18 protein-coding genes and 1 pseudogene are annotated in these 26,204 nt (G+C 67.6%); 7 read left to right on the top strand and 12 right to left on the bottom strand.

The window, feature by feature from the left end:
- Positions 1 to 157: 157 nt before the first annotated feature.
- The gene (locus tag ASC87_RS08490) at positions 158 to 1,129 is read left to right on the top strand and encodes a tripartite tricarboxylate transporter substrate binding protein (RefSeq protein ID WP_056659545.1); all 972 of its coding nucleotides are present in this window, start codon (positions 158 to 160) and stop codon (positions 1,127 to 1,129) included.
- A 72-nt stretch (positions 1,130 to 1,201) separates the two neighbouring features.
- Here the strand turns inward: ASC87_RS08490 and ASC87_RS08485 are convergent, their stop codons facing one another.
- A complete protein-coding gene (locus ASC87_RS08485) occupies positions 1,202 to 1,969 on the bottom strand; it encodes an SDR family oxidoreductase (RefSeq protein WP_056659543.1) in 768 nt (255 codons plus the stop codon).
- A gap of 166 nt (positions 1,970 to 2,135) precedes the next feature.
- Between ASC87_RS08485 and ASC87_RS08480 the strand changes: the two genes are divergently transcribed.
- Entirely contained in the window at positions 2,136 to 3,032 is an 897-nt protein-coding gene (locus ASC87_RS08480) for an SDR family NAD(P)-dependent oxidoreductase (RefSeq protein ID WP_056659541.1), read from the top strand.
- A gap of 45 nt (positions 3,033 to 3,077) precedes the next feature.
- Here ASC87_RS08480 and ASC87_RS08475 read toward each other — a convergent pair whose 3' ends face one another.
- Positions 3,078 to 4,613: a non-reducing end alpha-L-arabinofuranosidase family hydrolase gene (locus ASC87_RS08475; protein ID WP_200954330.1), complete on the bottom strand. Its 1,536-nt coding sequence runs from the start codon at positions 4,611 to 4,613 to the stop codon at positions 3,078 to 3,080.
- A 30-nt stretch (positions 4,614 to 4,643) separates the two neighbouring features.
- On the bottom strand, positions 4,644 to 5,966 hold the full coding sequence (locus tag ASC87_RS08470; protein WP_162255140.1) for an endo-1,4-beta-xylanase: 1,323 nt from the start codon (positions 5,964 to 5,966) through the stop codon (positions 4,644 to 4,646).
- Positions 5,967 to 6,571: 605 nt separating this feature from the next.
- On the opposite strand from ASC87_RS08470, the gene ASC87_RS08465 reads away from it, so the two are divergent.
- Both ASC87_RS08465 and ASC87_RS08460 read left to right on the top strand, forming a co-directional pair.
- Positions 6,572 to 8,257, top strand: a complete 1,686-nt coding sequence (locus tag ASC87_RS08465; protein WP_056659539.1) for a DUF6055 domain-containing protein — start codon at positions 6,572 to 6,574, stop codon at positions 8,255 to 8,257.
- Between the two features lie 48 nt (positions 8,258 to 8,305).
- Positions 8,306 to 8,479: pseudogene (locus ASC87_RS08460) on the top strand (IS3 family transposase); the annotation flags it as partial.
- Positions 8,480 to 8,700: 221 nt separating this feature from the next.
- Here the strand turns inward: ASC87_RS08460 and ASC87_RS08455 are convergent.
- Both ASC87_RS08455 and ASC87_RS08450 read right to left on the bottom strand, forming a co-directional pair.
- Positions 8,701 to 10,428, bottom strand: a complete 1,728-nt coding sequence (locus ASC87_RS08455; RefSeq protein WP_056659536.1) for an alpha/beta hydrolase — start codon at positions 10,426 to 10,428, stop codon at positions 8,701 to 8,703.
- Between the two features lie 157 nt (positions 10,429 to 10,585).
- Positions 10,586 to 12,664: a PEP/pyruvate-binding domain-containing protein gene (locus ASC87_RS08450; protein ID WP_082568490.1), complete on the bottom strand. Its 2,079-nt coding sequence runs from the start codon at positions 12,662 to 12,664 to the stop codon at positions 10,586 to 10,588.
- Between the two features lie 174 nt (positions 12,665 to 12,838).
- On the opposite strand from ASC87_RS08450, the gene ASC87_RS08445 reads away from it, so the two are divergent.
- Positions 12,839 to 14,071 carry a TetR/AcrR family transcriptional regulator gene (locus tag ASC87_RS08445; RefSeq protein ID WP_056659532.1) on the top strand — a complete coding sequence of 411 codons (1,233 nt, stop codon included), beginning with the start codon at positions 12,839 to 12,841 and terminating at the stop codon, positions 14,069 to 14,071.
- A gap of 106 nt (positions 14,072 to 14,177) precedes the next feature.
- On the opposite strand, the gene cphA (ASC87_RS08440) is transcribed toward ASC87_RS08445, so the two are convergent.
- Together cphA (ASC87_RS08440) and cphA (ASC87_RS08435) are read right to left on the bottom strand one after the other, a co-directional pair.
- Positions 14,178 to 16,748: a cyanophycin synthetase gene (gene cphA / locus ASC87_RS08440; protein ID WP_056659530.1), complete on the bottom strand. Its 2,571-nt coding sequence runs from the start codon at positions 16,746 to 16,748 to the stop codon at positions 14,178 to 14,180.
- Between the two features lie 65 nt (positions 16,749 to 16,813).
- Complete coding sequence (gene cphA / locus ASC87_RS08435; protein WP_056659528.1) at positions 16,814 to 19,024, bottom strand: cyanophycin synthetase; 2,211 nt, start codon at positions 19,022 to 19,024, stop codon at positions 16,814 to 16,816.
- A 184-nt stretch (positions 19,025 to 19,208) separates the two neighbouring features.
- Here cphA (ASC87_RS08435) and ASC87_RS08430 point away from each other — a divergent pair, with 184 nt between their 5' ends.
- Together ASC87_RS08430 and ASC87_RS08425 are read left to right on the top strand one after the other, a co-directional pair.
- Positions 19,209 to 21,470 carry an ABC transporter ATP-binding protein gene (locus ASC87_RS08430; protein WP_056659526.1) on the top strand — a complete coding sequence of 754 codons (2,262 nt, stop codon included), beginning with the start codon at positions 19,209 to 19,211 and terminating at the stop codon, positions 21,468 to 21,470.
- Between the two features lie 19 nt (positions 21,471 to 21,489).
- Entirely contained in the window at positions 21,490 to 21,957 is a 468-nt protein-coding gene (locus tag ASC87_RS08425; protein WP_056659524.1) for a DUF1854 domain-containing protein, read from the top strand.
- Between the two features lies 1 nt (position 21,958).
- Here the strand turns inward: ASC87_RS08425 and ASC87_RS08420 are convergent, their stop codons facing one another.
- The 5 genes from ASC87_RS08420 to ASC87_RS32605 form a co-directional block, all read right to left on the bottom strand.
- Complete coding sequence (locus ASC87_RS08420) at positions 21,959 to 23,968, bottom strand: ATP-binding protein (protein ID WP_235582108.1); 2,010 nt, start codon at positions 23,966 to 23,968, stop codon at positions 21,959 to 21,961.
- Between the two features lie 10 nt (positions 23,969 to 23,978).
- The gene (locus tag ASC87_RS08415; RefSeq protein ID WP_082568489.1) at positions 23,979 to 24,590 is read right to left on the bottom strand and encodes a YfiR family protein; all 612 of its coding nucleotides are present in this window, start codon (positions 24,588 to 24,590) and stop codon (positions 23,979 to 23,981) included.
- Between the two features lie 87 nt (positions 24,591 to 24,677).
- Positions 24,678 to 25,775, bottom strand: coding sequence for an RNA 3'-terminal phosphate cyclase (gene rtcA, locus ASC87_RS08410; protein WP_056659518.1), 1,098 nt, complete (start codon positions 25,773 to 25,775; stop codon positions 24,678 to 24,680).
- 65 nt (positions 25,776 to 25,840) lie between these two features.
- Entirely contained in the window at positions 25,841 to 25,966 is a 126-nt protein-coding gene (locus tag ASC87_RS33505) for a hypothetical protein (RefSeq protein WP_255358912.1), read from the bottom strand.
- A gap of 26 nt (positions 25,967 to 25,992) precedes the next feature.
- Positions 25,993 to 26,163, bottom strand: coding sequence for a hypothetical protein (locus tag ASC87_RS32605; protein ID WP_164491998.1), 171 nt, complete (start codon positions 26,161 to 26,163; stop codon positions 25,993 to 25,995).
- Between the last annotated feature and the right edge of the window lie 41 nt (positions 26,164 to 26,204).

Raw genomic sequence — 26,204 nt, 5'->3', positions numbered from 1 at the left:
GCTCCTCGGTTGTTTTGAGTTGGCGCTCTGGGATTTATCCCAAACAGCGAGTGCTCGCAACAACTTACGTGACCTCGGTCCAATTTATTCCGGACAGTAGTGGGCGGAAGCCGGGATCTCCAACCGTGGTCGTGTGACGGTTGTTCCTGGAGGCACCATGCCATTGGATCGTCGGGAGTTCACGGTGGCTTTGGCTGCTGCCCTTGTGTCGCCGGCCGCTTTCTCTCAGCCCGCCTGGCCGTCGAAGCCCATTCGCCTTGTGGTGCCCTACCCGCCCGGTGGATTCACGGACGTGACGGCCCGGCTGGTGGCGCAGAAGCTGCAAGAGCGGTTGGGGCAGCCGGTGACGGTGGACAACCGCCCTGGGGCGAACGGGATCATCGGGGTGGATGCGGTGGCGAAGGCAGCGCCCGATGGCTACACGTTCGGGGTGGTGATCGCGGCGTACGCGGCGAACACCACGCTGTACCCGAAGCTGCCGTACGACGCGCACAAGGACCTGGCGGCGGTGTCGCTGATCGGCATCTCGCCGCTCATCGCGGCGGTGAACAACGACGCACCGTTCAAGACGGCGCGGGAACTGGTGGACCACGCGCACCGCAACCCGGGCAAGGTGAGCTTCGCGTCCAGCGGCAACGGGTCGGCCGCCCACCTGACCACCGAGCTGCTGAAGGCGCAGACGGGGACCTACATGGTCCACATCCCCTACCGCGGTGCGGCGGCGGCCCTCACCGACCTGATGGGTGGGCAGGTGTCGCTGTTCTTCGACGCCGCCTCGGGGCTCATCAATCCGGGCAAGGCCGGCAAGGTGCGGCTGATCGGCGTGGCAAGCGACAAGCGCCTGCCGGCGGCACCGGACGTGCCCACGTTCGCCGAACAAGGCATCCCGAACTTCACCGGCAGCACCTGGGCCGGCATGCTCGCGCCGGCCGGCACGCCGAAGGACATCGTGAAACGGGTGGCCGACGAGGTGGCCCGCATCGTGCGCCAGGACGACGTGCGCGCCCGCCTCGAAGGCATGGGCACCATCCCGGTGGGCAACTCCCCGGAAGAGTTCGAACGGTTCATCGCCGCCGAAACCACGAAGTGGGGCGACGTGATCCGCCGCGCGAAGGTCACGGCGGACTGACGGCCGCCCGCTGGATGCCAGGCGCGCGCCCCTGCCGGCCCGCGCCACCGGGGCGCAGGCGTCGTGGGTCGGTCAGATCGTGGCACCGCCGTCGACGACCAGGCCGTGGCCCGTCATGAACGACCCTGCCCGCGACGCCAGGAACACCGCCGCCCCGGCGATCTCGTCGGGCTCACCGATGCGGCGCAACGGCGTGGTGGACGTGGCACGCTTGAGCGTCTCGGGGTTCTCCCACAGCGCCTTCGCAAAGTCGGTCTTGATGAGGCCCGGGGCGATGCAGTTCACGCGCACGTTGTGCGGCCCGAACTCGACGGCCAGGTTGCGCGCGAGCTGGAAGTCGGCCGCCTTGGAGATGTTGTACGCACCGATCACCGGCGAACCGCGCAGGCCGCCGATGCTCGACACGATGATGATGGCGCCGTCCTTGCGCTCGATCATCTGCGGCGCGGCGAAGTTGATCAGCCAGTGGTTGGCGATCACGTTGTTCTCGAGGATCTTGCGGAACTGGTCGTCCTCGATGCCCGCCATGGGGCCGTAGTACGGATTGGACGCGGCGTTGCACACCACGATGTCGACCTTGCCCAGCTGGCGGGTGGTTTCGTCGACCAGGTGCTTCAGGTCGTCCTTCGACGAGATGTTGGCCGGGATCGAGATGGCGCTGCCGGCCCCGTGGGCGGCGTTGATCTGCGCCGCCACCTCGGCACACGGCTCGGGCTTGCGGGACGAGATCACGACCTTGGCGCCGTGTTCGGCCATGCGTTCGGCAATGGCCTTGCCGATGCCGCGCGACGAGCCGGTGACAATGGCAACCTTGCCGGCGAGGGAAAACAGAGTGGTCATGGGAGGGTCCTGTGGAAGTTCAACAAGAACGGGAATTCCGTGATGCGACGGGGAGCCTCGGTCGGCCGACCGGGGTTTCGAAACCGGCTTCTGTCAGAGTGAGATGCCCGCGTGCAACGGCACCAGCGGGCCATGGGCAACATACCAGATTCATTGAAAGAGCAACATGAGCATTCGATTTGACGGCAAGGTGGCAATCATCACGGGCGCTGGCGGCGGGCTGGGCCGGCAACACGCGCTGGCATTGGCCGAGCGCGGTGCCAAGGTGGTGGTGAACGACCTGGGCCGGGCCGGGGCCGACGGGGGCGAAACGCCGGCCGAGGCGGTGGTGCGGGAGATCGTGGCCGCCGGCGGCGAAGCCCGCGCCAACCACGCATCGGTGACCGACGTGACCGCGGTGGAAGCCCTGGTGAAGGACACCGTGGCCGCCTGGGGCCGCGTGGACATCCTGGTCAACAACGCCGGCATCCTGCGCGACAAGAGTTTCGCGAAGATGACCCTCGACGACTTCCGCCTCGTGGTGGACGTGCACCTGATGGGCGCGGCCATCTGCACGAAGGCCGTGTGGGACCTGATGAAGGCGCAGGGTTACGGCCGCATCGTGATGACCACCTCGTCGTCCGGCCTGTACGGCAACTTCGGCCAATCGAACTACGGCGCAGCGAAGATGGCACTCGTGGGCCTGATGCAGACGCTCTCGATCGAAGGCGCCAAGGACAACATCCGCGTCAACTGCCTCGCGCCCACGGCGGCCACCGCCATGACGGAGGGCCTGCTGCCGGCGCCGGTGCTGGAAAAACTCAAGCCCGAGGCGGTGTCGCCGGGGCTCGTGTTCCTGGTGTCGGAAGACGCCCCCACCCGCACCGTGCTGTGCGCCGGCGCAGGCACGTTCGAACGCGCCTACATCACGATGACACAAGGCGTGCACGTGGGGTTCGGCGCCGGCACGCCGGAGCGCATCGCCGCCGCGTTCGACGCCATCTCGGACCGCGACGACGAATACGTGCCCGAGTCGGGCACGGTGCAGGGCCGCAACGAGGTGGGCAAGGCGCTGCAAGCCTGACCTCGTCGGGCCCACCCCGCCACGGCGTGGCGGGGAAGGAACGGCTCAGCAGGGTGAGTTGGTCTGCGTGAGCAAGCCGAGGCGGTACGGGAGGCTGTCGTAGTTGTCTTTCGCCCCTGGCGCCAGCCCCTGGTAGAGGAAGCGCATGTTGCAGACACTGATCTCGACATTCTGGTCATGCCCGGTGCGCAGGATCTCTCCGTGGCTGATGCCTTGGCTCCACTTTCCGGTCGGGAAGGTCACGTTGGCGTTGCCTGCAAACGGATTCGACTCGGTCGCGGCCAGCGGCGTCCAGGTTCCACCCAGGCTGCTCGCAGTCCAGGAGCGGAAGTACCGGCCGCTGCTGCCGATGGCCTCGACGATGAGCAGGTACTGCCCGGTCTCGCGAACCTTGTACACCTGGGGTGCTTCGAAGAGGTTGTCGCGGTTGGCGTCCTGCAGGGCAATCACCGTGTCGCCAAAGCCGTTGGGGAAGTTCCCCAGCGTGGTCTGGGAGCGGTAGATCTGCCCGTTGTCACCGGCCGAGAACAGGTGGCAGTTGACCGAGTCACAGGCGACGGCGAAGTCCAGCCAATGGCCGCGATTGTTGCTGATGTTCTGCTGAACGATCGGCGGGACGCTGCTGTAGAAGGTTCGCAGCGCGCTCCACCCACCCGGGTTGTTGATGTCAGGGTTTGTCGAGTAGGCGGCGTTGCCGTTCTGGAACACCAGGTACCAAAGACGCGATGGGGCATGGAAGAACACGAATGGCGCGGCCCTGTACCCGGCACCGATGGCGGTGGCGTCGAGGAAGTACGGGGTTGCTGCCCCCGCGTTCGACCAGTCCGAGAAGGAGCGGTGCTCCAGGCCCCACCCGTTGCCCTTGGCCTGGGTGGAGAACACGTGCCAGAGGCCGTTGTAGTACACCACCGTCGGGTCCTTGATGGCCACCTCCGGGAACCGCGCAGCAGGCTTGGCGAGCATCAGCGCCGCGCTCGAACTCCATTGGAAGCTTGACGGAAGCTTCACGTTGCCTGCTCCTCCGGTGGGCGGGGGCGAGGCGGTGCCAACGGGGACGAGCGCCCAGGTCTGGTTGCGGCCACCGTAGTCGGTGTACTGGGTGATGTCGCCACCGTCGGCGGTGGATGCGTTGGCAACTTCGAGGGCCTTGCCCGAATTGCGGTTGATGAAGCGTACCGCGTTGTTGTCAGAGCCCTCCAGCCGCCACTGTTGATTGACGCCGTCTCCGTCGGTGAACTGGTTGACTGCCGCCCCGTCGGCCTTCGAGAAGTTCCAGACATCGACGACCTTGCCGGAGTGCCTGTTCTTGAGCCGGTAGTAGCCGTTGCCGGAGTTGACCAACTGGAACTGCTGGTTGGTGCCGTCGAGTCGGCTCCACTGGCGGAACTCGGCGCCGTCGCCGGTCACCCAGTTGTAGAGATCGAGCGCCTTGCCGCTGTTGACATTGACGACGGCGTACCAAGTGTTGCTGTCCACCGTGATGGCGGCTTGTGCCGAGGCACCTGCCATCAGGGTGCCCACCGACAGGGCGAAGGCCGCCAGCGCCGATTGCGCGAAGCGATACCTCATGATGTTCTTCATGACCGTTTTCCTTCCGGATGAGATGGGGGATTACAGGTCGCCGAACCCGATGGCGCCGTTGCAGTGCAACCAATCGCTGCGACCGCTGCCGCCGCCACACCGGCCGTTCTGGTACACGCCGGTGTTGTAGGTCTGGCTCTCGGCTTGCCGCACGCTGCCGTTCACGCTCAGGTAGTCGACCTGGACGTCGCGGCCTGTCGCGTCGTTCGTGAACTCCACGGTGCTGCCGCCCGAAAGGGTGGTCGTGAACGTGTAGTTGGTCATGGTCTTGCCGAGCGTCCAGGTCTGCACCGCAGTGCCACCCACGCGCAAGGTGACGCGCTCCTGGCCCGAGGTTCCACGTGCACGCACGACGATGGACTTGTTGGCCGCGCCACCGCTACCGGGGTTGCTGCGCACGTAGTTGCCGAGCCAGGTCAGTGCGGGCCGCTCGCTGCCATCCCGGCGCACGAGGTGGCTGTTGGCCACCCAGGTCTGGCCTTCGATGTAGCCCCACAACGTGACCCCGGCAACGCCCGGGTGCGTCCACAAGGCCGGGAACTTCTGTTGATAACGCGCCAGCTGCGTGGCGTCGTCACCGGTCATGTCCAGCTCGGACACGTAGATCGGCAAGCCGGTCTGGGCCAGCGAGTCCAGGTTCTGCTTGATCGTCGCAGGCGCCAGGTTGTCCATGCTGAAGTAATGCGACTGGATGCCCACGCCGTCGATCAGCCCGCGCGACTTGAGGATGTCGACGATGACCTTGTAGCGGTTCAGCGCGTTGGCGTCGTTGATGATCCCGTACTCGTTGATGAGGAGCTTGGCGGTGGGGCAGTGCTGGCGGGCCTTCTGGAACGACCAGACGATCCAGTCCCATCCGGTCGAGCCCGCGCCGCCGAGGGCCTCGCGGTAGCTGGCCGGCTGGTGCAGCGGCTCGTTGACCACGTCGATGTACTGCGTCTGCGGATAGCGCTGGCAATACTGGCGAATGAAATCCTCGACCTCGTGGGCCTGCTGCTGCGCGCTCAGCCCGCCAATCCATTTCGGCTCTTGCGAGCCCCACACGAACGTGTGCTGCTTGAACGGGAAGCCATTGGACCGCGCGTAGTTGTAGGCGGCGTCGAGTTGGCCCCAGTTCATCTGGTCGCGCACGGGTTCGACCGCGTCCCACTTGCCTGCGTTCTCCGGCGAGACCTGGTTCCAGTACATGCTGAAGTTGCCTGGCGGGTTGCCGGCAATGATGTTGCCCAGGAACTTGGTCTTGCCGACAGCAATCTGCGCGTGCGCCAGGCCACCTGAGCCCAGCATGCCGAGAGCTGCACTGGTGCAGACGACGGCGCGACCCAGCGCCTTGAAGAGGTGTGATGTGTTCATTGTTCCGCTCCCTTGCTTGACGTGTTGAAACCGATCGAGGCCTGGCACGGCCTCTCGATCTGACCGGTTCTTCTTGTGCTCGCGAACTGGATCTCGCGGCGGCGCTGATGCTAGCGGCCATCAGCAAAAGCAGGTGGTCACGCTTGTGTCGGTCGGTAAATTGACCAGGCCCAGGCTTGAACTCGCGTCGTTCGGGCCTGCTGCCGGCAGCTGTCGGCAGGGCGGCAGATGATGCTGTATCGCACGGCGATGCACGCCGAACGGGCTCGTCAAATCGATGGTCGCCAACGTTCAAGCGCATCGGGGTAGCCTGCACGGCCATGGTCATGAATCGGTCATGACTTGCCGCTTTCCGCCCTATAGCATCGCCTCCTCGATCCATCACGAACGACAAACGGAGGAACGCGATGACGCCCAGCTCGAAGTCTTGGTTGACCCGGCTGGCGCTCGTCGCCTGCCTGGCCACTGCCCTCGCGGCCTGCGGCGGCGGCCAGGGCGACTCGTCCTCCGGAGCAGCGCCGTCTCCCGATGAATCAGCATCGGGTCCCACTGCTGGCGCCGTCGATACAGGAACGACTGTGACGACTTGGGCGACTGCGAGCACCGTGACCAAGCCTCCCGTGACGCCGGGTGCATGGAAGGAAGGCGGTCCCGAGGACGCGAGTTTCAAGCTGCTGAAGGAATCGCCCCACTTCGCCTTCTACTCCGACGAAGCAGTGCCCGATGCGGACCTGGCTGCGGCTGCGCAAACGCTGGAGAGCGCCTGGCACAACATGTTCGATGCCGGCCTGCTGATGCCGGAGCCCTACGCCAACACGGCAGACAAGATCAAACTTGCGATCCACATCCATTCGGACTGGGGAGCCAACGGCGGCGGCTGGGAAGATGAAAGCGGGCGCGTGCGCCTGGGCATGTGGATCGCAACCGACGTACTGACGGACCCCTGGATCCTCGCGCACGAGTTCACACACGGCTGGCAGACGTGGATGTCCTCGAACGGCGGCCTGGACTGCGATGAGCCGAACACGTGCGGCTGGATCTGGGAGAGCCACGCCAACTTCATCGCGCGCCAGATGCCGGGAAACCAGCAAAGCGTCCACTGCTCGGAGATGCTGGTGAACGCGCCGCACGTCTACCTGGGCTCCACCCGCGACCGTTACTGCAACTGGCAGTTCATGGAGTTCCTGAAGGACAAGTACGGTATCGAGGCGGTCACGAAGATCTGGTCCACGGCGGGAACCGATCCATTCACCACCATGCAGACCTCACGCGGCTGGACGATCGAGCAGCTCAACGACTTCATCGGCGACTGGGCGATGCACAACGTGACGTGGGACTACAAGACCACGCCCGACGCCTTTCGTGCCGGCTACGGCAACATCACGCTGGCCGACCGGGCCGAGCGCATGCACCGGCTGATGCCGCTGGAGGCGCTGGACGACAAGTGGGCCACCAACCGCCGCTTCGTATCACCTTTCTACGGCGCACCACAGCGCTTCGGCTACAACGTGGTGCGGCTGTATCCCACGGCCGGCGCCACCACCGTGAGGGTCAAGTTCCGCGGCATCGACCAGGCCGGCTCGGATGCGGGCTTCCGCTGGGGCCTGGTGGCCACCAATGCAGACTTCACCAGCGCGCGCTACAGCGCGCTGCAGAAGGGGCTGGACGGCGACCTCACCTTCACGGTCAATGCAGGCGAGCCGCTGTTCCTGCTGGTGGCCGCCACGCCCTCAGCGTTCAAGACCATCACCTGGGACCAGGACTACAACACGATCTGGCGCTACCCCTACATGATCGAGCTGGGCAACGCGTGGCCGCAGGGCTTCCAGAACGGCCAGCGTGACGCCTGCCCCTCCGGGACCGTGCGCCACGCCAACGGCGGCGGCTGCGCATCCTCGGGCACCGCCACCTCTGTGTACGTCGGGCCCTATGCCACCGTGTTGCCGGGGGCCCAGGTGAGCGGCAACGCGCGCATCGAAGACCATGCCATCGTCGTGAAGGGCACGGTATCGGGCGGTACCGTGGGCGGGCTCAGCATCGTCGGTACCACCGACGCCAACGGCTTCAACGTGAGCGGTTCGGCGCAGGTGCGCACCAGCTTCTATCCGTTGGGCTTCTTCGAGGCCAACCAGGGCGCCTCCGGCACGCTCAGCCTGTACGGCGACGTCGAGTACCGCGGCGACGGACTGAATCTCGACGCCGGCGATCGTTCGGGCTTCGTCGATGCCAGCTCCACCGTGGGTTCGGCCACCGACATCAACCAGAAGACCGGCAGGGCCTGGCGCCCCTGATCCGTGCGCCGAAAGGCAGCCGGCGTCTACGTCTTCGGCGTTGGGCGGGAAGTGGGCCGTCTGCACGGTCGCAGATTCACAACCCGGCGGCACGCGATGGACGAGGTGATCGACTGGCTGACCTTCTACAACCACCGGCGACTTCACTCGTCCCTGGGCTACCTCAGTCTGATGCAGTTCGAGCAACGCTGGCTCGCGGCACAGCACAACAAGGCCGCGTGAAGTACGAGCTAAGAATGACGGGACTCAGGGGCAGGGTCAGACACCGGGGAATCATCTTGGAGCGTGCCCTACGGTGCGCTGCGGCGGGTGCTCGATCTCTGATCGGCATGAACGGGGTCTGTCAAGGGACGGGGACGGTCGGACAGACACCACACGTCAGCGGCATGACCGTGCAACCGCCAGCACCGCGGTTCGCGCGCCCGTTGAACGCGACCTGAAGCTCAGGACGCATGCACGTAGGTGCCCGGTGCGTCCTCGATCGGCCTGAGCCTCGACGGCCCGGATCCGCCGATGGGCAGCGGCTTCTCCGGCGGGCCTGAATGGGCGGCAAGCCACGCCTGCCATTCGGGCCACCACGATCCCGCCGTCACCGGGGCTTCGTGCAGCCACCAGTCCGCATCGATGTGCGCGGCGTCGGCCGACAGGGTCATGCAACGGTAGCGTATCGACGGGGGTGCCGGCTCGCGGGGCGGGTTGACGATTCCCGCGTTGTGCCCGCCCGAAGTCAGTGCGAATGTCACTTCGGCGTGGGTGAGGAAGTGGATCTTGTAGACGGACCGCCACGGCGACACGTGGTCGCGTTCGGTTGCCAACGCGAAAATGGGCAGCCGCAGGGCTCGCAGCGCGACGCGGTGGCCATCCACCCTGTACCGGCCCTCCGCCAGGTCATTGCCCATGTACAGGCGCCGGAGGTACTCGCTGTGCATCCGCGCGGGCATCCGCGTTGCATCGGCATTCCAGGCATGCAGGTCATTGAGCGGGGTCGATCCGCCAAGCAGGTACGCGCGCACCAGTTTCGACCACACGAGGTCCTTCGAGTTGATCAGCGCGAAGGCGCCGGCCATCTGGCGGCCGTCGAGCACCCCTTGATCGTCCATGATGTCCTCGAGGAACGCCACCTGGCTTTCATCGATGAAGGTGCCCAGTTCTCCAGGGTCGTTGAAGTCGGTCTGCGCCGCGAGCAGCGTCAGGGTCTTCAGGTGCACACCGGAACGCGAGGCCATCGATGCGGCGGCAATGGCGGCGAGCGTGCCGCCGAGGCAATAGCCCGCCAGGTGGATGCCTCGCCCGGGCTGGGCCTGCTGCACCGCCTCGACCGCGGCGAGTGCGCCGAGCCGGAGGTAGTCGTCCATGCCGAGGTTGCGGTCCTCGGGTCCGGGGTTGCGCCAGGACACCATGAACACGGTGTGCCCCTGCGACACGAGGTAGCGCACCAGCGAGTTGTGCGGCGACAGGTCGAGGATGTAGTACTTCATGATCCACGACGGCATGATCAGGACCGGCTCGGGATGCACATCGTCCGTCGACGGGGCGTACTGGATCACTTCGATCAACGCGTTGCGGAAGACCACCTGGCCCGGCGTGACAGCCACATTCTCCCCCGGCGTGAACAGCTCGGCGCCCGGCGGCGGGCTGTTCGACGCCACGAGCATCGCGTCGCGCCACCAGTTGGCCGCGCCATCCCAGAGATTGAGCCCGCCGGTGCGCCAGGTGGTCTCCAGCACTTCGGGGTTCGCCCACGGCAGGTTCGACGGCGACGCCATGTCGAGCCACTGCCGAATCACGAATGCGGTGACCTGTTCATGGTGCCGTGACACGCCGGGCACGCCGTCGACCGCCTCGGACCACCACTGGCCGGCCAGCAGGAAGGCGTCCACGAGCGCATCGAACGGTGGCTGCGCCCACGGCGTCGGCGCGAAACGCCGATCTCCTTGCACAGCGCCGGCGCGGCCGCGGCCGCCGGACGCCATGGTGACCCAGCGGAGCCATTTGTGTGCCGCGCTCTGCGCGAGCTCGGCCTGTTTGCCGGGCGAGCCTGCCAGGTGCAGCCCCCAGTCCAGCAGGCTGAGCGTCAGCGCAGCGGGCGACAGGCCATGGGTGAGCCGCCCCGCTGCCGCCTTGAGGGGCGCGTCGAGCGGGTAGTGACGGGGCGCGACGGAGCTGTTCATCGGTCCAATGATGCAAGACGCACTCGCATCGCGGAATTGTGCTGGATCAAACCCATCTCCGTCGAGTGCTTCCGCTTTGACGGCGTGGCAATGGCGGTGCCCGGTTCGACCAGAATGGCCGCGTGGCGCACCGAGGAGCCCTCGGGCCCCCACGGGCTCACAGCACCTTCCGCTCCACATACGGCCGCGACTGCAGCACGACGATCCTGCCGCCCGGATCGATCGCCCATTCGATGTCCTGATCGATGTGACCGAGCAGCCTCTTCAACCGCTGCCCCAGCGCAGCGAGTTGCTTGACCGAGACGCTGCTGAGCACTTCGTTCTCGACCACGGCCGCGGCCAGGGGAACGTCGACCACGCCGCCGGCACGATCGAGCTTCAACTCGGACACCTCGCCCGACCTTGACAGGCGGCGCACCGCGCCGCTCCAGCCGTCATGCATCGACTGCTCGGCGATCCGCTGGCCCTCGACGACCTTGATGCCAAGACCTCTCTTCGCCGAGACATAGGTGGCGTTCGCATGGCGGGGGTCGAAGGGATCGCGGGTGACCATCACGCCGGAGACCACCGAGTCGATGGCCTCTTGCACCAGCACGGCCATGAACACATGGTCATCGCTGACCCTGGCCGCCCGCCGGGCTTCGTACGCCTCGGCGTTGTAGACCGAGGCCCACACCGTTTTCACCGCGTTCAGCAGGGCCTCGTCGGTCTTGGCGTTGGGCACCGTGGTGTACAGCCCGGCGCCGCTGAAATTCGCCAGGTCCTCGGAGTTGGAGGAACTGCGCACGAACACGCTCTTGCCCGAGAGCTGGGTCCGCCACTGTTGCAGCCAGCTCATCGACCTGGCCGAGTCAAGCGGCAGGGCCGCCAGTTCAGCGCGCAATTGCGCCAGGGCTTTGCGACGAATGGTGCGGCTGCGGCCGAACCCGGGCGACGCGAGCCAGCGTTGGATCGATGCCTGGGCCTGGGGCGACCGGATGAATTCGGCATAGTGCGCGTAGGGAATGCAGAACCCGTCCGGTACGGGTGCCACACTGCTGTTCTGCCTGCCCAGGTCGCCCTTGCGGCGCGCAACTTCGATGCGCGACAAGTTGACGGCCTTGCTGCCACAAGCCTTGCGCCCGTGCGAGGCGATGTCGGTCACTCGCACCACTTGCTGTCGGAGCAGGTCTGGCTTGCCGGTGAAGATCGTGGGTGGCCGCGTGGGCGGTGTCACCGGACCGGGCAGGCGCGTCACGTCGTAACGCATCGCGGTGACGTTCAGTTCGACCCACTGTCCGTCGTAGGCCTTCAGTTCCTGAAACGCATCCTTGATGTACGCGTTGGGCACGCCCCAGCCTTTGACCAGCAAGTTGACATGGGACAGTACCGTCGACGGCCTTTCTGTCACGACACCCGCCACGGGCGACAAAGACAGCGGCACTTCCTTCAGGACCACGATGTCGGTGGGTTCGATGTCATCCTGCGTGTCGTCGTCCAGGCTGGCAATGAGGCGCAGCCGGCCCTTGGCACGGCCGGTGTTCAACGGCATGAACCGTCGATCACCGATGAGCTGGGCCTCGGTCAACGACTCGATGCCTGCGGCCTGCGCCGCCGTCTCGTGCTGGGTTGAGTTGGCCTTGAAGTGCAGCGGCTGGAAGAACGATTCCCCCAGGCGCTGGCCTGCCAGCCGGATCAGGGCCTCGTTCAGTTGGTCACCTTCCCAGAACTCGAAGGTCCAGCGGTTGAGTTGGGGTTGCAAGCCGATGGTGCCGAACAGAAAGCGCCGGTCGGCGCGCTGGTAGTAGCCTTTGAGCGTTCTCTCATCAAGATGAGGCACCAGGAACTGTCCGCGCAGGAAATCCTCGTGCAATGCGTAGCGGTTGGCGTTGATGAAGTAGAGCCGGTTGCCATGCGCACGGTCGATCACGAAAATGGTGTGGACGATCGGCTCCGCCGACCTGGCGTTGTACACGCGGGCGATGGAAAGAAACTGCGCCATGCTCGCCACCGTGTCGAGGTGGCTGGCTTCGCTGGCTTTCGACGCCGGCGACGGGCGGTTCGTCGCGCGGGCAGGCGACGATGCCGAGGCCGGGGCATCGATCGCCGGCGCCATCCGTTCTCCGAGCCGCTTGGCGGTGTAGATCGACGGCTTCTCTGCCAACTGTGCAGCCGCAGGCAAGGCGTTCAGCAAGCAAGCCATCATCACCAACAGGAATGCCGCAGGGACGGCCATTCGACGGCGGCGGTAGCGCATGGTTTCGATTCGGGGAACTGTCATCCGGCCGATTTTCGCCGAATCGCATCCCCCGACGGGGATCAGCGACACGGGCGCCGCGAGCCGGACCCCGATCGATCAGCGCACTGGCACCCGGCCACCCACCCGGCGCGGGCCCGGCATAATCCGGGCCCCGCCCCTTCTTCCGCCTCGATGCCTGCGCCTCAGACCCAGCGTTACCAGGAGAAGCGCGAAGCCATCCTGGGCGCCGCCGCCCTGCAGTTCAACCAGCATGGGGTGAAGGGTGCCACGCTCGCGGAGATCGGCGCCAGCGTGGGCCTCGTGACCAACAGCGTCACGTACTACTACCGCAAGAAGGAAGACCTCGCGAGCGCCTGTTTCCAGCGCGCCATCGAGGCGTTCATGGCGGTGGCCGTGGCGTCGGCGTCCGAGCCCACGGCGGAAGGCCGGGTGCACGCCTACTTCCGCCGCCTGGCCCGGCTGTTTGCCTCGGTGGACAGCGGAGACCGCCCGCCGCTCGTGCTGTTCAACGACATGCGGGCGCTGCCGTCCCCGCAGTTCGACCAGGTGTCGGACGCGTACACCGCGATGTTCCGCCGCGTGCGCGACCTGCTGAAGTCGCCGCAGACCGCCCGCCTGACCCGAGACGACCTCAACGCCCGCGCCTACGGGCTGCTGTCGGCAGGGCACTCGATGCGGACGTGGATCGTGCGGCACGAAACCGGCGAGTACGGGGACGTGGCCGCCCGCGTGAGCGACATCGTCGTGCGGGGCAGCGCCGCCCCCGGATCGGCGTGGACCGGCGCCACGCCGCAGGAACGCGCCTGGCGCTTCCGCGTGGACGCAGACCCCACTGCCGAGGCGTTCCTGCGCGCGGCGTCGCACATGGTCAACGAACACGGGTACCGCGGCGCGTCGGTGGACAAGATCTCGGCCCATCTCAACGTGACCAAGGGCTCGTTCTACCACCACAACGACAACAAGGAAGACCTGGTGTGGGCGTGCTTCGAGCGCACGTTCGAGATCATCCGCGCGGCCCTGGACTACGCACGCCGCGACTTCGGCACCGGCTGGGAGCGCGCCTGCGCCAGCACACGGGCGCTGGCGCGACTGCAGTTGTCCGAGGAGGGCCCGTTGCTTCGCCTGGGGGCCATCAGCGCGCTGGCGGACCCCGCCCGCCGCTCGGAGGTGGCGCGCACGATGGACCGGCTCACGATGCGGCAGACCAGCGCGATCGTTGACGGCACCATCGACGGGTCGGTGCGGCCCCTGGACCAGACCATCGCCGGGCACATCGGCACGGGCCTGATCAGCGGGGCCGCGGGGTTGCGGCACTGGGCGAGCGGGGCCCACGAAGACAACGTGGCGGACTGGTACCTCCGGCCCATGTTCATCGGGCTGCTGTGCCCGCCCCTTCCCGGCTGACCCTGCCGTCAGGGTTGCTGCCCTTCCGCATGCGGCAGGCCCGGACGTGACAACGCCGCCGGGGCACGTGCCCACCGGCGGCGTCGGGGGGTGATGCGGCGAAGGGTCAGGCCGTTTCGGCCACCTTGGCAGCGAGGTGCGCGAGGGCTTCCTCGACCTGGTCCACCAGCACGAGGCACAGGTCGCCCGGCTGCAGGCGGCCGAGTGCGGTGTCGATGGCGGCGAACTCGCCCCGCACCTCGTCGACCACGCGCGTGCGCTTGGCGTTGACGAGGCCTTCACGGAGCAACGCCAGCACCTCGCCGTCCTCGCGGCCACGCTGGCAGGCGTCCTGGAACAGCACGACCTCGTCGAACGCATCGCCGAGGATCATGGTCTGCTCGCGGATGTCGTCGTCGCGGCGGTCACCGGCACCGCTGATCACCACCGACCGGCGCTGCGCGGGCAGTGCATCCACCGCGGCCACCAGGGCGCGCATGGCATCGGGGTTGTGGCCGTAGTCGGCGATCACGGTGGCGCCCTTGTACGCCATCACGTTGAAGCGGCCCGGCGCGTTGTCGGCATCGTTCGAGAAGCTGGCCAGCCCGCGGCGGATGGTGTCCGGGTGCAGGCCCAGGCCCCACGCAGCGGCCACCGCGGCCATGGCGTTCTCGACCTGGAAGCCGATGGTGCCGTTGCGCGTGATGGGAATGTCGCGCAGGAACACCTTCTCGCGCCACGGGCCTTCGGCCGCGACGATGGCGTCGCCGTCGACATACACGCAGCGGTGGCCTTGCGCGCGGTGCGTGGCCATCACGGGTTGCTGGCGGTCGGCCGCAAAGAAGATCACCTGCCCCGGGCACGTGACGGCCATGCCGGCCACGATGGGATCGGCGGCGTTGAGCACCGCGTAGCCGGTAGGAGCCACGTTCTGCACGATCACGCGCTTCAGCACCGCCAGGTCGTCCACGGTGGTGATGTAGTTCAGGCCCAGGTGGTCGCCCGCGCCGATGTTGGTGACCACGGCCACGTCGCAACGGTCGAAGCCGAGGCCTTCGCGCAACACGCCGCCGCGCGCCGTCTCGAACACCGCCGCATCGACGTCGGGGTGCATCAGCACGTTGCGGGCGCTGCGCGGGCCGCTGCAGTCGCCGCTGTCGATCTGGCGGCCGTTGACGTAGACCCCGTCGGTGTTGGTCATGCCCACGCGCATGCCGCTGCCGGCCACGATGTGGGCGATCAGGCGGGCCGTGGTGGTCTTGCCGTTGGTGCCGGTGACGGCCACGATGGGGATGCGGCCGTCGTCGCCAGGCCCGAACAGGTTGGCCACCATGGCCTCACCCACGTTGCGGCCCTTGCCGAAGCTGGGCGACAGGTGCATGCGCAGGCCCGGTGCGGCGTTGACCTCCACGATGCCACCGTTCTGTTCCTCGAGCGGCTTCAGCACGCTCTCGCACACCACGTCCACGCCGCAGATGTGCAAGCCCACCATCTGCGACGCCTCGACCGCGCGCGCGGCCACGTCGGGGTGCACGTCGTCGGTCACGTCGGTGGCGGTGCCGCCGGTGCTGAGGTTGGCGTTGTTGCGCAGGATCACGCGCTGGCCCTTGGCCGGCACCGAATCGGGTTGAAGGTCTTGCACCTTCAGGCGCGCCACCGCGATGTCGTCGAAACGGATCTTGGTGAGCGAGGTAGAGTGGCCTTCACCTCGGCGCGGGTCGGTGTTGACGATGTCGACGAGCTGGCGCACGGTGTGCTTGCCGTCGCCGATCACCTGCGGCGGGTCGCGCCGCGCGGCCGCCACGAGCTTGTCGCCCACCACCAGCAGGCGGAAGTCGTTGCCCGGCAGGAATTTTTCGACCATCACTTCGCCGTATTCGGCCGCGGCCGCGTAGGCCATCTCGATGTGATCGCGGGTGACGATGTTCACCGTCACACCCTTGCCCTGGTTGCCATCCTGCGGTTTCACGACGACGGGCAGGCCGATCTCGTTGGCCACCTCCCACGCTTCGTCGATGGTGTCCACGGGGCGGCCGAGCGGCACCGGCACGCCGGCCGACCGCAGCAGCAGCTTGGTGAGGTCCTTGTCCTGCGCGATGGACTCGGCCACGGCGCTGGTGGAATCAACCTCGGCGGCCTGGATGCGGCGCTGGCGCGACCCCCATCCGAACTGCACGAGGCTGCCCTGGGTCAGGCGGCGGAACGGGATGCCACGGGCCACGGCGGCATCGACGATGGCGCCGGTGCTGGGGCCGAGGCGAACGTCCTCGTCGGTTTCACGCAAGGTGGTGATGGCCGCGGCCACATCGAACGCCGTGTCGTTCTGCGCGGCAAGCACCAGCGCCTCGGCCAGTTCGAAGGCCTTGCGGCCCACGGCTTCCTCGCTGTACTCGACGACCACCTGGAACACCCCTGTCTCGAGCGTGGCCGACGTGCGGCTGAACGTCACCGGACAGCCGGCCTGGGCCTGCAGCGCCAGCGCCGCGGCTTCGAGCACGTGCGCGAGCGAGATGTTGCCGACGTGGCCGCGCGGACGCAGTTCGCCGATGGCCGGGAACAAGGCCCGCAGGCGGGGTTCGAAACCGGGGATGTCGGCCTTGGAACGTTCACCTTCGGCGCACGAGACGATCGCCTCGATCGCAGTGTGCCGGCTCCAGAGGTTCGGGCCGCGCAGGGCCCGCGTGCGGGAAACTTCCATCGTGTCGATGCTTTCGGGTGTTCTTTTGGTTCGTTTCTTCGCGGTGCGCGGAGGTCAGGCAGGATTCAGCGGACGGCCTTGGCCACGGCGGGGCGCGGCTGGCGCAGGTCCCAGTCGAACGTCTCGATGCCGGCGGCCACGAGGTCGAGCGAGATGCCCATGGCCCAGGCCGTGGTCACCGCGGCGAGTTGCACACGCTGGCGGGCCAGGCCCTGCTCGTCGTTGCGCACCCGGGTGCGGCGCAGGTTGCTCATGACCGTTTCGCTGTGGCCGGTGGCCAGCACGACGTGATCGTCGCGCATGAAGGCGACCCGGCCGCCTTCGGCGCGGTGCGCGGCCAGCTTCTCGTTCTTGCCGTCGAGGGCATAGAGGATGACGGAGCCGTCGCACAGCGAGGCCAGGTCGGCCACGCGGGCATCGGCGGCGTGCAGCACGGCCACGCCGTCGGGCAGCACCACGTCGACCTGCGTGCGCAGCACCTTGACCATCTGGTCGGCCTCGTTCACGTCGTGGTGGGCGAGGGACTTCCAACCTTCGAAATCGGTGACCACGCCGATGTGGCAACGGTCGTAGGCCAGGCCGTCGCGCAGGATGGATTCGGCGCCGTTTTCGATCACGGCGGCCTGCACCGCGCGGTTGATCAGCAGGCGGTGGGCCGGCTCGAAGCGGGCCGAGTCGGTGGATTCGACACGGCGGCGGTCGAGAAACAGGCCATCGCGGCAGGCGAGGCCCACGCGGCGGCCGCTCAGGTGCACGAGCCACGCCACGAGGCGGGAGATGGTCTGGGTGTCTTGCGAACCGGCCACGCCGATGATGGGAATGCGGCCGGCACCGGTTTCCGTTTCCGGGAACAGGTGGTCGACGATGGCACGGCCCACCGGGCGGGGCGACCCCACGGCCGGCTTCAGGTGCATCAGCAGGCCCGGGCCCGCATTGACCTCGACCACCGCGCCGCGCTGTTCGGCGAGCGGCTTGGAGATGTCTTCGGCCACCACGTCGACCCCGGCGATGTCGAGGCCCACCACCCGCGCGGCGAGTGCCACGGCGTGTTCGACATCGGGGTGCACCTGATCGGTGCAGTCGATGGCGACGTTGCCGTTGCGCTGGATCAGCACCTGGCGGCCCGCCGCCGGCACGGCCTGGGGCGACAGGCCCTGGCGCTGCAGGTCGAGCAGCACGGCTTCGTCTTCGGCCAGCACCAGGAGGTTGAGCGGGAAGTCTTCGTTCAGGCCACGGCGCGGGTCGGTGTTGAGCTGCTCGTCGACGAGCTTCTCGACGGTGGACACGCCGTCGCCGGTGACCCACGCGATCTCGCCGCGGGCGGCGGCCACCACACGGCCACCCACCACCAGCAAGCGGTGTTCGTTGCCACGCACGAAACGCTCGACGATCACTTCGCTGCCGTGTTTGCTGGCCACGTCGAACGCGGCTTCGATGTCGGCCTGAAGGCTCAGGTCCATCGTGACGCCGCGGCCGTGGTTCCCGTCGGTGGGCTTGACGACGACGGGCAGGCCGATGTCTTGTGCGGCTTCCCATGCTTCGGCGGCCGACGCGACCACCTGGCCCTCGGGCACCGGCACGCCGACGGACGACAACAGCTTCTTCGTGAGGTCCTTGTCGCCTGCGATGCCTTCGGCGATGGCGCTGGTGAGCTCGGTCTCGGCCGTCCAGATGCGGCGCTGGCTGGCGCCATAGCCGAGCTGCACGAGGTTGCCGGCGTTCAGGCGGATGTGCGGGATGCCGCGGTCGGTGGCGGCGCCGACGATGTGCGCGGTGCTGGGGCCGAGGTAGCAGTCGTCGACCTTCTCGCACAGGCGCGCCACGGCGGCGTCGACGTCGAACGGTTCGTTGTTGATGGCGGCCATCAGCAGGCGGTGGCCTTCGGCCAGCGCGGTGCGGGCCACGCTTTCGTCGCGGGCGCGGAACACCATGCGGTACACGCCGCGCTGCGAGGTGCTGCGCGTCTGGCCGAAGCCGGTGGGCATGCGCGCGAGGTTCAGCAGTTCGATGACCACGTGTTCGAGGATGTGGCCGGCCCAGGTGCCACCTTCGAGGCGCTGGATGAAACCACCGCGTTCACCGACACCGCAGTGATGCTCCAACAGCGCGGGCAGCATCTTCAGCAGGCGCTCGTTGAAGCCGGGCAGTTGGTTGGAGGGGTGGTCCTCCAGCTCGCCCAGATCGAGCCAGACCTCCAGCACCGGACGGTAGGTCCAGATGTTGGGGCCCCGCAGGTACCGGATGCGCTGCAGCTGGATGTCGGCCTTCTTCGTCATTTTGGGCGGTTTTTTCGGCAATAGGGTCACGACCGGCAGGATCCGGTCCAGCCCGCAATTGTGCGCCGTATGGAAATGCCCAGCCCCTTCCGATGAAACACGAAACGGCGCGCTTCGGCGAGAATTCCCGACCCCGCCTCGGAAGGTGGACCCTTGAGCTGCCCCGCGGTACGACATCATCACCATGCCACTACTCGATTCCGTTCTGACGTTGGAAGCCCGCACTGAGTTGATCCAGGCGGCCCTGCGAGCACAGCTCGCAACGAATGAGAACGTGTTGGCGACGCTGGCGGTTGACCTCGATCCCTCGCTGCGCTTTGCACACGGACTCGTTGTCCTCACTGACCACCGCATCCTCAGCCTGTCGCCGAACGGCGACACGTGGACGGCCTGGCCGCTGTCGCACAACCTCTCGATGCGTGCGTTCGACCATGCCGGCGTCGGCACACTCGAACTGCTCGACCCTTCAACGCGCCTGGCCACGTGGCGGTTCACGTTGGGCGCTCACACCCAGTCACTTAAATTTTTGAAAACATTCGAGGGATGCATCGAAAGTTTTCGCGCCGGGCGCACCTCGGAACCCACCGAGGCCGATGAAGAAACTTCGTTCTCCAACGAGCCCGAACCGGTCCCGTCCACCTGGGTGCTGCTCCGGTTGTGGCGTTTCGCACGCCCCTACCGCAACCAGCTTGCCGCCGGCTTCGGCCTGACCCTCGCGTCCACGGCCGCCACGCTGGTGCCCCCGTACCTCGCCATCCCGCTGATGGACGACGTGCTGATCCCGTTCCAGAACGGTCAGCAGATCGACCCGTGGAAGGTCGCGCTCTACCTGGTCGGGTTGCTCGGCGCCGCGCTCGCGGCCTGGGGCCTCGGCTGGGCCCGCACCTACTTGCTCGCGCTCGTGTCGGAACGCATCGGCGCTGACCTGCGCACCACCACCTACGACCACCTGCTGAAGCTGTCGCTCGACTACTTCGGCGGCAAGCGCACCGGCGACCTGATCGCCCGCATCGGCTCCGAGACCGACCGCATCTGCGTGTTCCTGTCGCTGCACGCCCTCGACTTCGCCACCGACGTCCTGACGATCACGATGACTGCCGTGATCCTGTTTTCCATCAACCCGTGGCTCGCGCTCGTGACGCTGCTGCCGCTGCCCTTCATCGCGTGGATGATCCACAAGGTACGCGACCGCCTGCGCACGGGCTTCGAGCGCATCGACCGTGTGTGGTCCGAAGTGACGAACGTGCTGGCCGACACCATCCCGGGCATCCGCGTGGTGAAGGCCTTCGCACAGGAACGCCGTGAGGCCCAGCGCTTCCGCACGGCCAACGTGCACAACCTCGAGGTCAACGACAAGCTCAACAAGACCTGGTCGCTGTTCTCGCCGAGCGTGTCGCTGCTGACCGAGATCGGGCTGCTGGTGGTGTGGGCCTTTGGCATCTGGCTCGTGGCGCACCAGCAGATCACGGTGGGTGTGCTCACCGCATTCATCGCGTACATCGGCCGCTTCTACACGCGGCTCGACTCGATGAGCCGCATCGTGTCGGTCACGCAGAAGGCGGCCTCCGGTGCCAAGCGCATCTTCGACATCCTCGACCACGTGTCCAACGTGCCCGAGCCCGCCAACCCGGTGCCCCTTGCCAACGCGAAGGGCCGCATCGAGATGCGCGACATCGGGTTCCGCTACGGCAACCGCAGCGTGATCCGTGGCCTGAACCTCGACATCCGGCCGGGCGAGATGATCGGCCTCGTGGGCCACAGCGGCTCGGGCAAGAGCACGCTCGTGAACCTGATCTGCCGCTTCTACGACGTGTCCGACGGCGCCATCTTCGTGGACGGCAACGACATCCGCAGCTACGGTGTCTCCGACTACCGCCGCAACATCGGCCTCGTGCTGCAGGAGCCGTTCCTCTTCTTCGGCACCATCGCCGAGAACATCGCCTACGGCCGGCCCGATGCCACGCGCGCCGAGATCGTGGCCGCCGCACGCGCAGCCCATGCACACGAGTTCATCCTGCGCCTGCCACAAGGCTACGACTCGCTCGTGGGTGAACGCGGCCAGGGCCTGTCCGGCGGTGAACGCCAGCGCATCTCGATCGCCCGCGCCTTGCTGATCGACCCACGCCTGCTGATCCTCGACGAGGCCACCTCGTCGGTCGACACCGAGACCGAGAAGGAAATCCAGAAGGCCCTCGACAACCTCGTGCAGGGCCGCACCACCATCGCCATCGCCCACCGCCTGTCCACGCTGCGCAAGGCCGACCGGCTCGTCGTGATGGACCGCGGCCAGGTGGTCGAGGTTGGGCCGCACGACGAACTGATGGCCAAGCAAGGCGCGTACTGGCGCCTGTACGAAGCGCAGGTGCGCCGTGTGGACGACGACGGCAGCGATCCCCCTGCCCTGCTGCCCGTCCCCCATGCGGCCCACCCGGCCGGCAACCCCTGAGCGTCCGAGGTCCCGCCCCATGAACCCCAACTTCCAGCTCGAACGCAACGCCCACGGGCACCTGGTGCACATCGCCGCCAATGGCGACCGCTCCGAGAACTGCATCCCCGTGCGCGCCTTCCCCATCGGGGCTCCCGACGAGGGGGTGTCCCTCATGGGCACCGACGGCCACGAACTCGCCTGGATCGACCGTCTCAGCGCACTCGCCGACGCACCGCGCCGGCTGATCGAGGACGAACTCGCCCAACGCGAGTTCACCCCGGAGATCCGCCGCATCCGCTCGGTGTCGACCTATGCCACCCCCACCACGTGGGACGTCGAAACCGACCGCGGCGACACGCGCCTGGTGCTGGAGGTGGAAGAGAACATCCGCCGGCTGGATGGCCATGCGTTGCTCGTGGCCGACGACCGCGGCGTGCACTTCCTGATCCGCGACCGCTTCGCGCTCGACAAGGCGTCGCGGCGCATGCTCGAGCGGTTCCTCTAGACTAGGACACCTCGGCAAGTGCCGCGTCGAGGGCCTCGAGGAACTTCCGCACGTCGAGCGGTTTCGTGAGGTAGCGGAAGAAGCCCTGGGCGAGCCCGCTTTCCACATCGCGCGGCATCGCATTGGCCGTCAGCGCGATCACCGGGATGTGTGCGGTGCGCGGGTCGCGGCGCAGCATCTTGAGCGCATCCAGCCCCCCGATGCCGGGCAGGTTGAGGTCCATCAGCACCACGGCCGGCGCATGCGACTGCGCCATCGTGACCCCGAGCCCGCCGTCGGCCGCGGAGATCAGGCGCAGGTCGGTGCGCAGCGCCACGATCTCCTCCACCAGCCGCAGGTTGGCCGGGTTGTCCTCGACATACAGCACGGTCTTCACGCCGTCGGGCAGCACCACCATCGCGAGGCCGTCATCGGCACCGAGGTCATCGCCGCTGGACGGCGCCCGCGCCACACCAGCGCTGGCATCGAGTTCGAACCAGAACACGCTGCCCACATCCACCGTGCTCGACAGGCCGATCTGGCCGCCCATCAGCTCCACCAGGCGTTTCGTGAGCACGAGGCCGATGCCGGTGCCCTCCTCGGGCCCGGCCTCCTGGCCCAGGCGGTTGAAGGGCTGGAACAGCAGCGACTGCTGGTGGCGATCGAGGCCCTTGCCGGTGTCCTGCACCGACACCCGCACCTGGCACACGCCCGCCGGTGCCGCGCCCACCACCACCGACCCGCCTTCGCGGTTGTACTTCACCGCATTCGACAGCAGGTTCAGCAGCACCTGCTTCAACCGCGTGCGGTCGGCCACCACGTTCAGGGTCGCGGGGGGCGTGAACACCAGGCGCACGCGCCGCTGCACCGCCGTGGGCTCGATCATCTCGCGGCACTCGCGGAACACGTCGGCCAGGTTCACTGGTTCGAGCGACAGCGACAGCGTGCCGGACTCCACCTTGGCCAGGTCGAGCACCTCGTTGATCAGCACCAGCAGGTGCTTGCCGGCCTTCAGGATGTGCGCGAGGTACTCGTGCCGCTTCTCCGGGCTGACGGGCATCGAATCGCTGTCGAGCAGCTGCGCGAACCCGAGGATCGCGTTCAGCGGCGTGCGCAGTTCGTGGCTCATGCTGGAGAGGAACTCCGACTTCGCCTGGTTCGCCTCGTCCGCCACGGCCTTGGCCACGCTCAACTGGTCGTTGCTGGCCTCGAGCTGCAGCGTGCGTTCGCGCACGCGCAGCTCGAGTTCGGTGTTCAGCCGCATCACCTCCTGCTGCGCGCGGCCGCGCTCGGCCACCTCCCGCTCGGTGTCGTGGTTCGATCGTTCCAGTTCCTCGGTGCGCTTCTGGATCTCGCTCAGCATGTCGTTGAACGAGTCGGCGAGCATGCCCACCTCGTCGTCGCTGACCTTCTGGGCACGGCGGGAGTAGTCGCGGCGCTCGACCACGCCGCGCGCGATGTCGGCGATGGACAGGATGGGCGCCGTCACCACCTTCTGCAGCCGCGTGGACAGCAGGTAGGCCACCCCCATCGCCAGCACCGTCACGAGGGCACCGATGCCACCGAGGCCGATCAGCCGGTCGAACAGCTCGTGGTCCACGCGCAGGTGGACGGTGCCGAGCATCTCCTGGTCCTGCACGATGCGCGTGAACACGGACAGCTCGTTGCCGTCCATCCGCACGGTGTCGCCCTCCAGCGTGGCCGGCTGGCGCAAGGCCTGGTTCGGCGCGGTGTAGGAGGCAAAGACGCGGCCTTCGGCGTCGTAGATGATGGCGGACAACACCTCGGGCCGCAGCCGCAGCAGGTTCAGGTTGTTGCGCGCCAGCGTGCGGTCGTGGAACGCCAGCGCGGGGGCGCTCATGTGGCCGACGAGTTCGGCCTGGGTGCGCAAATCCGCGGCGAGGTTGCGGTAGTCGGCCCGAAGGAAATAGGCGCTGATCGCGGCAATGGCCAGCACCACCGCCACCAGCGTGGTGAGCAGCGCCACGCTGAGCAGCTTGCGGCTCACGGTGCGCTGCATGGGCGGGGTCATGCCACGGACCTCACGGTGCGCCAGGTTCCACGCGGCGCGCAACGACCAGCAGGCGTGCGCTGATGCCGAGGCTCGCCCGCTCGGCCGCCTTCGGGAACACGTCGAACCGGACCCGGCCGCCGTCGTGCACGAAGTTGATCATGGTGCCGGCCACGGCCGGCTGGGCCTGGTCGGTCACGGTCAACACCGGCCGCCCCCGGGCCGCGGCCAACCACACGGCCGTACGGCCGTCGGCGGGATGGCCCATGAACAGCATGTGGATGCCCGCCAGGCTGTCGCCATTGCGGAGGCGGCGAACGGCCAGGGAACGGCCCTGCACGCTGCGGCCGCCAATCAGCATCGAGAGTTCGTCGGCGAGCATGTCGGCATCGAGCACGCCGATCACGACGGGCGCATGGGCAGAGGCAAAGGCCCGGTCCGGCCATTGGACGAACGCCCCGAACTTGTACAGGTACGCGGCCTTGACCCGCAGCTCGCTCATGGCGCTGTCGGCGGACGGGTCGATGGGGCGATCGTCGGCCCACGCGGCCCCCGACACCAGGGACACCCACCAGACCAGCCCCCAACAGGCCCGGGCGCGTTGCCAGCCCACGGTTCGCCAGCTCACGAGAAGCCTGTTCATCAACACTCCCGGCGGCGGCGCCGCCGGACCGTTATAGACCGTCCGTCCGGGCCGCACAAGGGGGCCGGTCACCCATTGCAGAGGAGGTCACGGAGACACCACCACCGTCCATCCCCCGTCGAACGGTTCGGTGGTGATGTGGCACGGCAGGAAGCGCCGGATCAGGGCGATGTGGGCGAGCGCCCGATCGGTCAGCGCGCTGCAGGTGAACCGGGCGGCCGTGCCGCTGCGCCACACGGCCAGCGCGAGCGGTAGCACCCACTGGTCGGCCAGGTACGGACCGATGGCGGCCCGGGATACCTGGAACTCGCGCACCTCGCGGGAAACGGCCCGCGCCACGGTCTCGGCACTCACACCCTTTTCGCCCACCGCCGTGAAGAGTTCGGTGGCGAACTCGTGTTCGAGGGTGGCCATCAAGGCGTTGCCCGGACCTTCGTTCTGGCGCACCGCGGGCACGTGCAACTGGTGGGGCGCCCATCCCAACGAGTTGGCCAGGGTGTCGAGCTCGCGGTTCGCGACGTGGCGCGGCACAGCCACCACCAGGCACTCCGCGTACGCGGCGCGCAGCGGCCCGCGTTCCGTCAGGTCGAAAGGCTGGAGGCGCCCGGCCTCGGCGGGGGTGATGTTCACGTCGACGCCGCCCCCGCCCATGGGATGGAACCCATGGCGGCGCAGGCGGAGTTCCGATACGGCACCCAGGCGGTCCATCAGCGGCGCATAGGCCCGCTGGATGAACTGGAACGGCGGAGCCTTCGGGGTGTGGGTTCCGCCCCGCAACGTGATGCGGCTGGGTTCGGCCAGCCCCATCAGCGCGGGCCACACGGTCTGCAGCACGAGCATGCAACTGCCGGCACCGCCCACGCCGAAGGTGTAGTCACCGGCCCGAACCTCGCCGGGCGTGAAGGCCACGCTGGCGCCGTCGAGTTCGGCGCCTTGCACCTGGGCCCCGCAGACGGCCTGGGCTGCCGAGATGCTGGCGACATGGCCGCGCAGCAGGCCGGGCCGTTCACGGCCGGCGCGGATGTGGCGCATGCGAAACGGGCGCCCGGTGCACATGGAGAGCGTCAAGGCGCTGCGCAGCCACTGGCCGCCGCATTCGCCGTGGGCGCCGTCGAGGTCGATCAGCGAGGCAGGATCGGCACCACCCGAAGCGGCACCTGGCAGTGCGCGGACGGGGTCGCCCATTTACGGCTCCGAAAACGGTGTCGCGCGAAGGTTAACCGAAGCAGCACGCCTTTGCCCGCCGGGGGTCAGGCGTCCGTGTCGTCGTCCTGCTGCAGCGCACGCACGCAGGCCGACGCCACGTTCACCGCGTCCACCGGCCAGCGTGGCTCCCGGGCCACGAGCACCCCGAACGCGGCAGCGGCGACCAGCATGGTGAGCGCCACCGCCAGGTGCGCCCTCACAAGCCCGCCTCGCGCAGGCGCTGGACGAGGTCTTTTTCCTCCCGCGCCTGCGGCCGCTTGACCGGTGCGTGCGAGCCCGCCGCACGCTGTCGCGCCAGCGCCGCAAACGGGTTGCGCGGCTTGAGCGCCGCGAGGCGCAACACAATGCTTTGTTCCTTCTTTTTCATGAGCCCCTCCCTGGGACGATGACAGCAAACTGAGACACCAG

Origin of the sequence: Rhizobacter sp. Root1221 (assembly GCF_001425785.1) — a bacterium.
Lineage (GTDB): Bacteria > Pseudomonadota > Gammaproteobacteria > Burkholderiales > Burkholderiaceae_C > Rhizobacter.
This window is presented reverse-complemented; position numbering and strand designations above follow the sequence as displayed.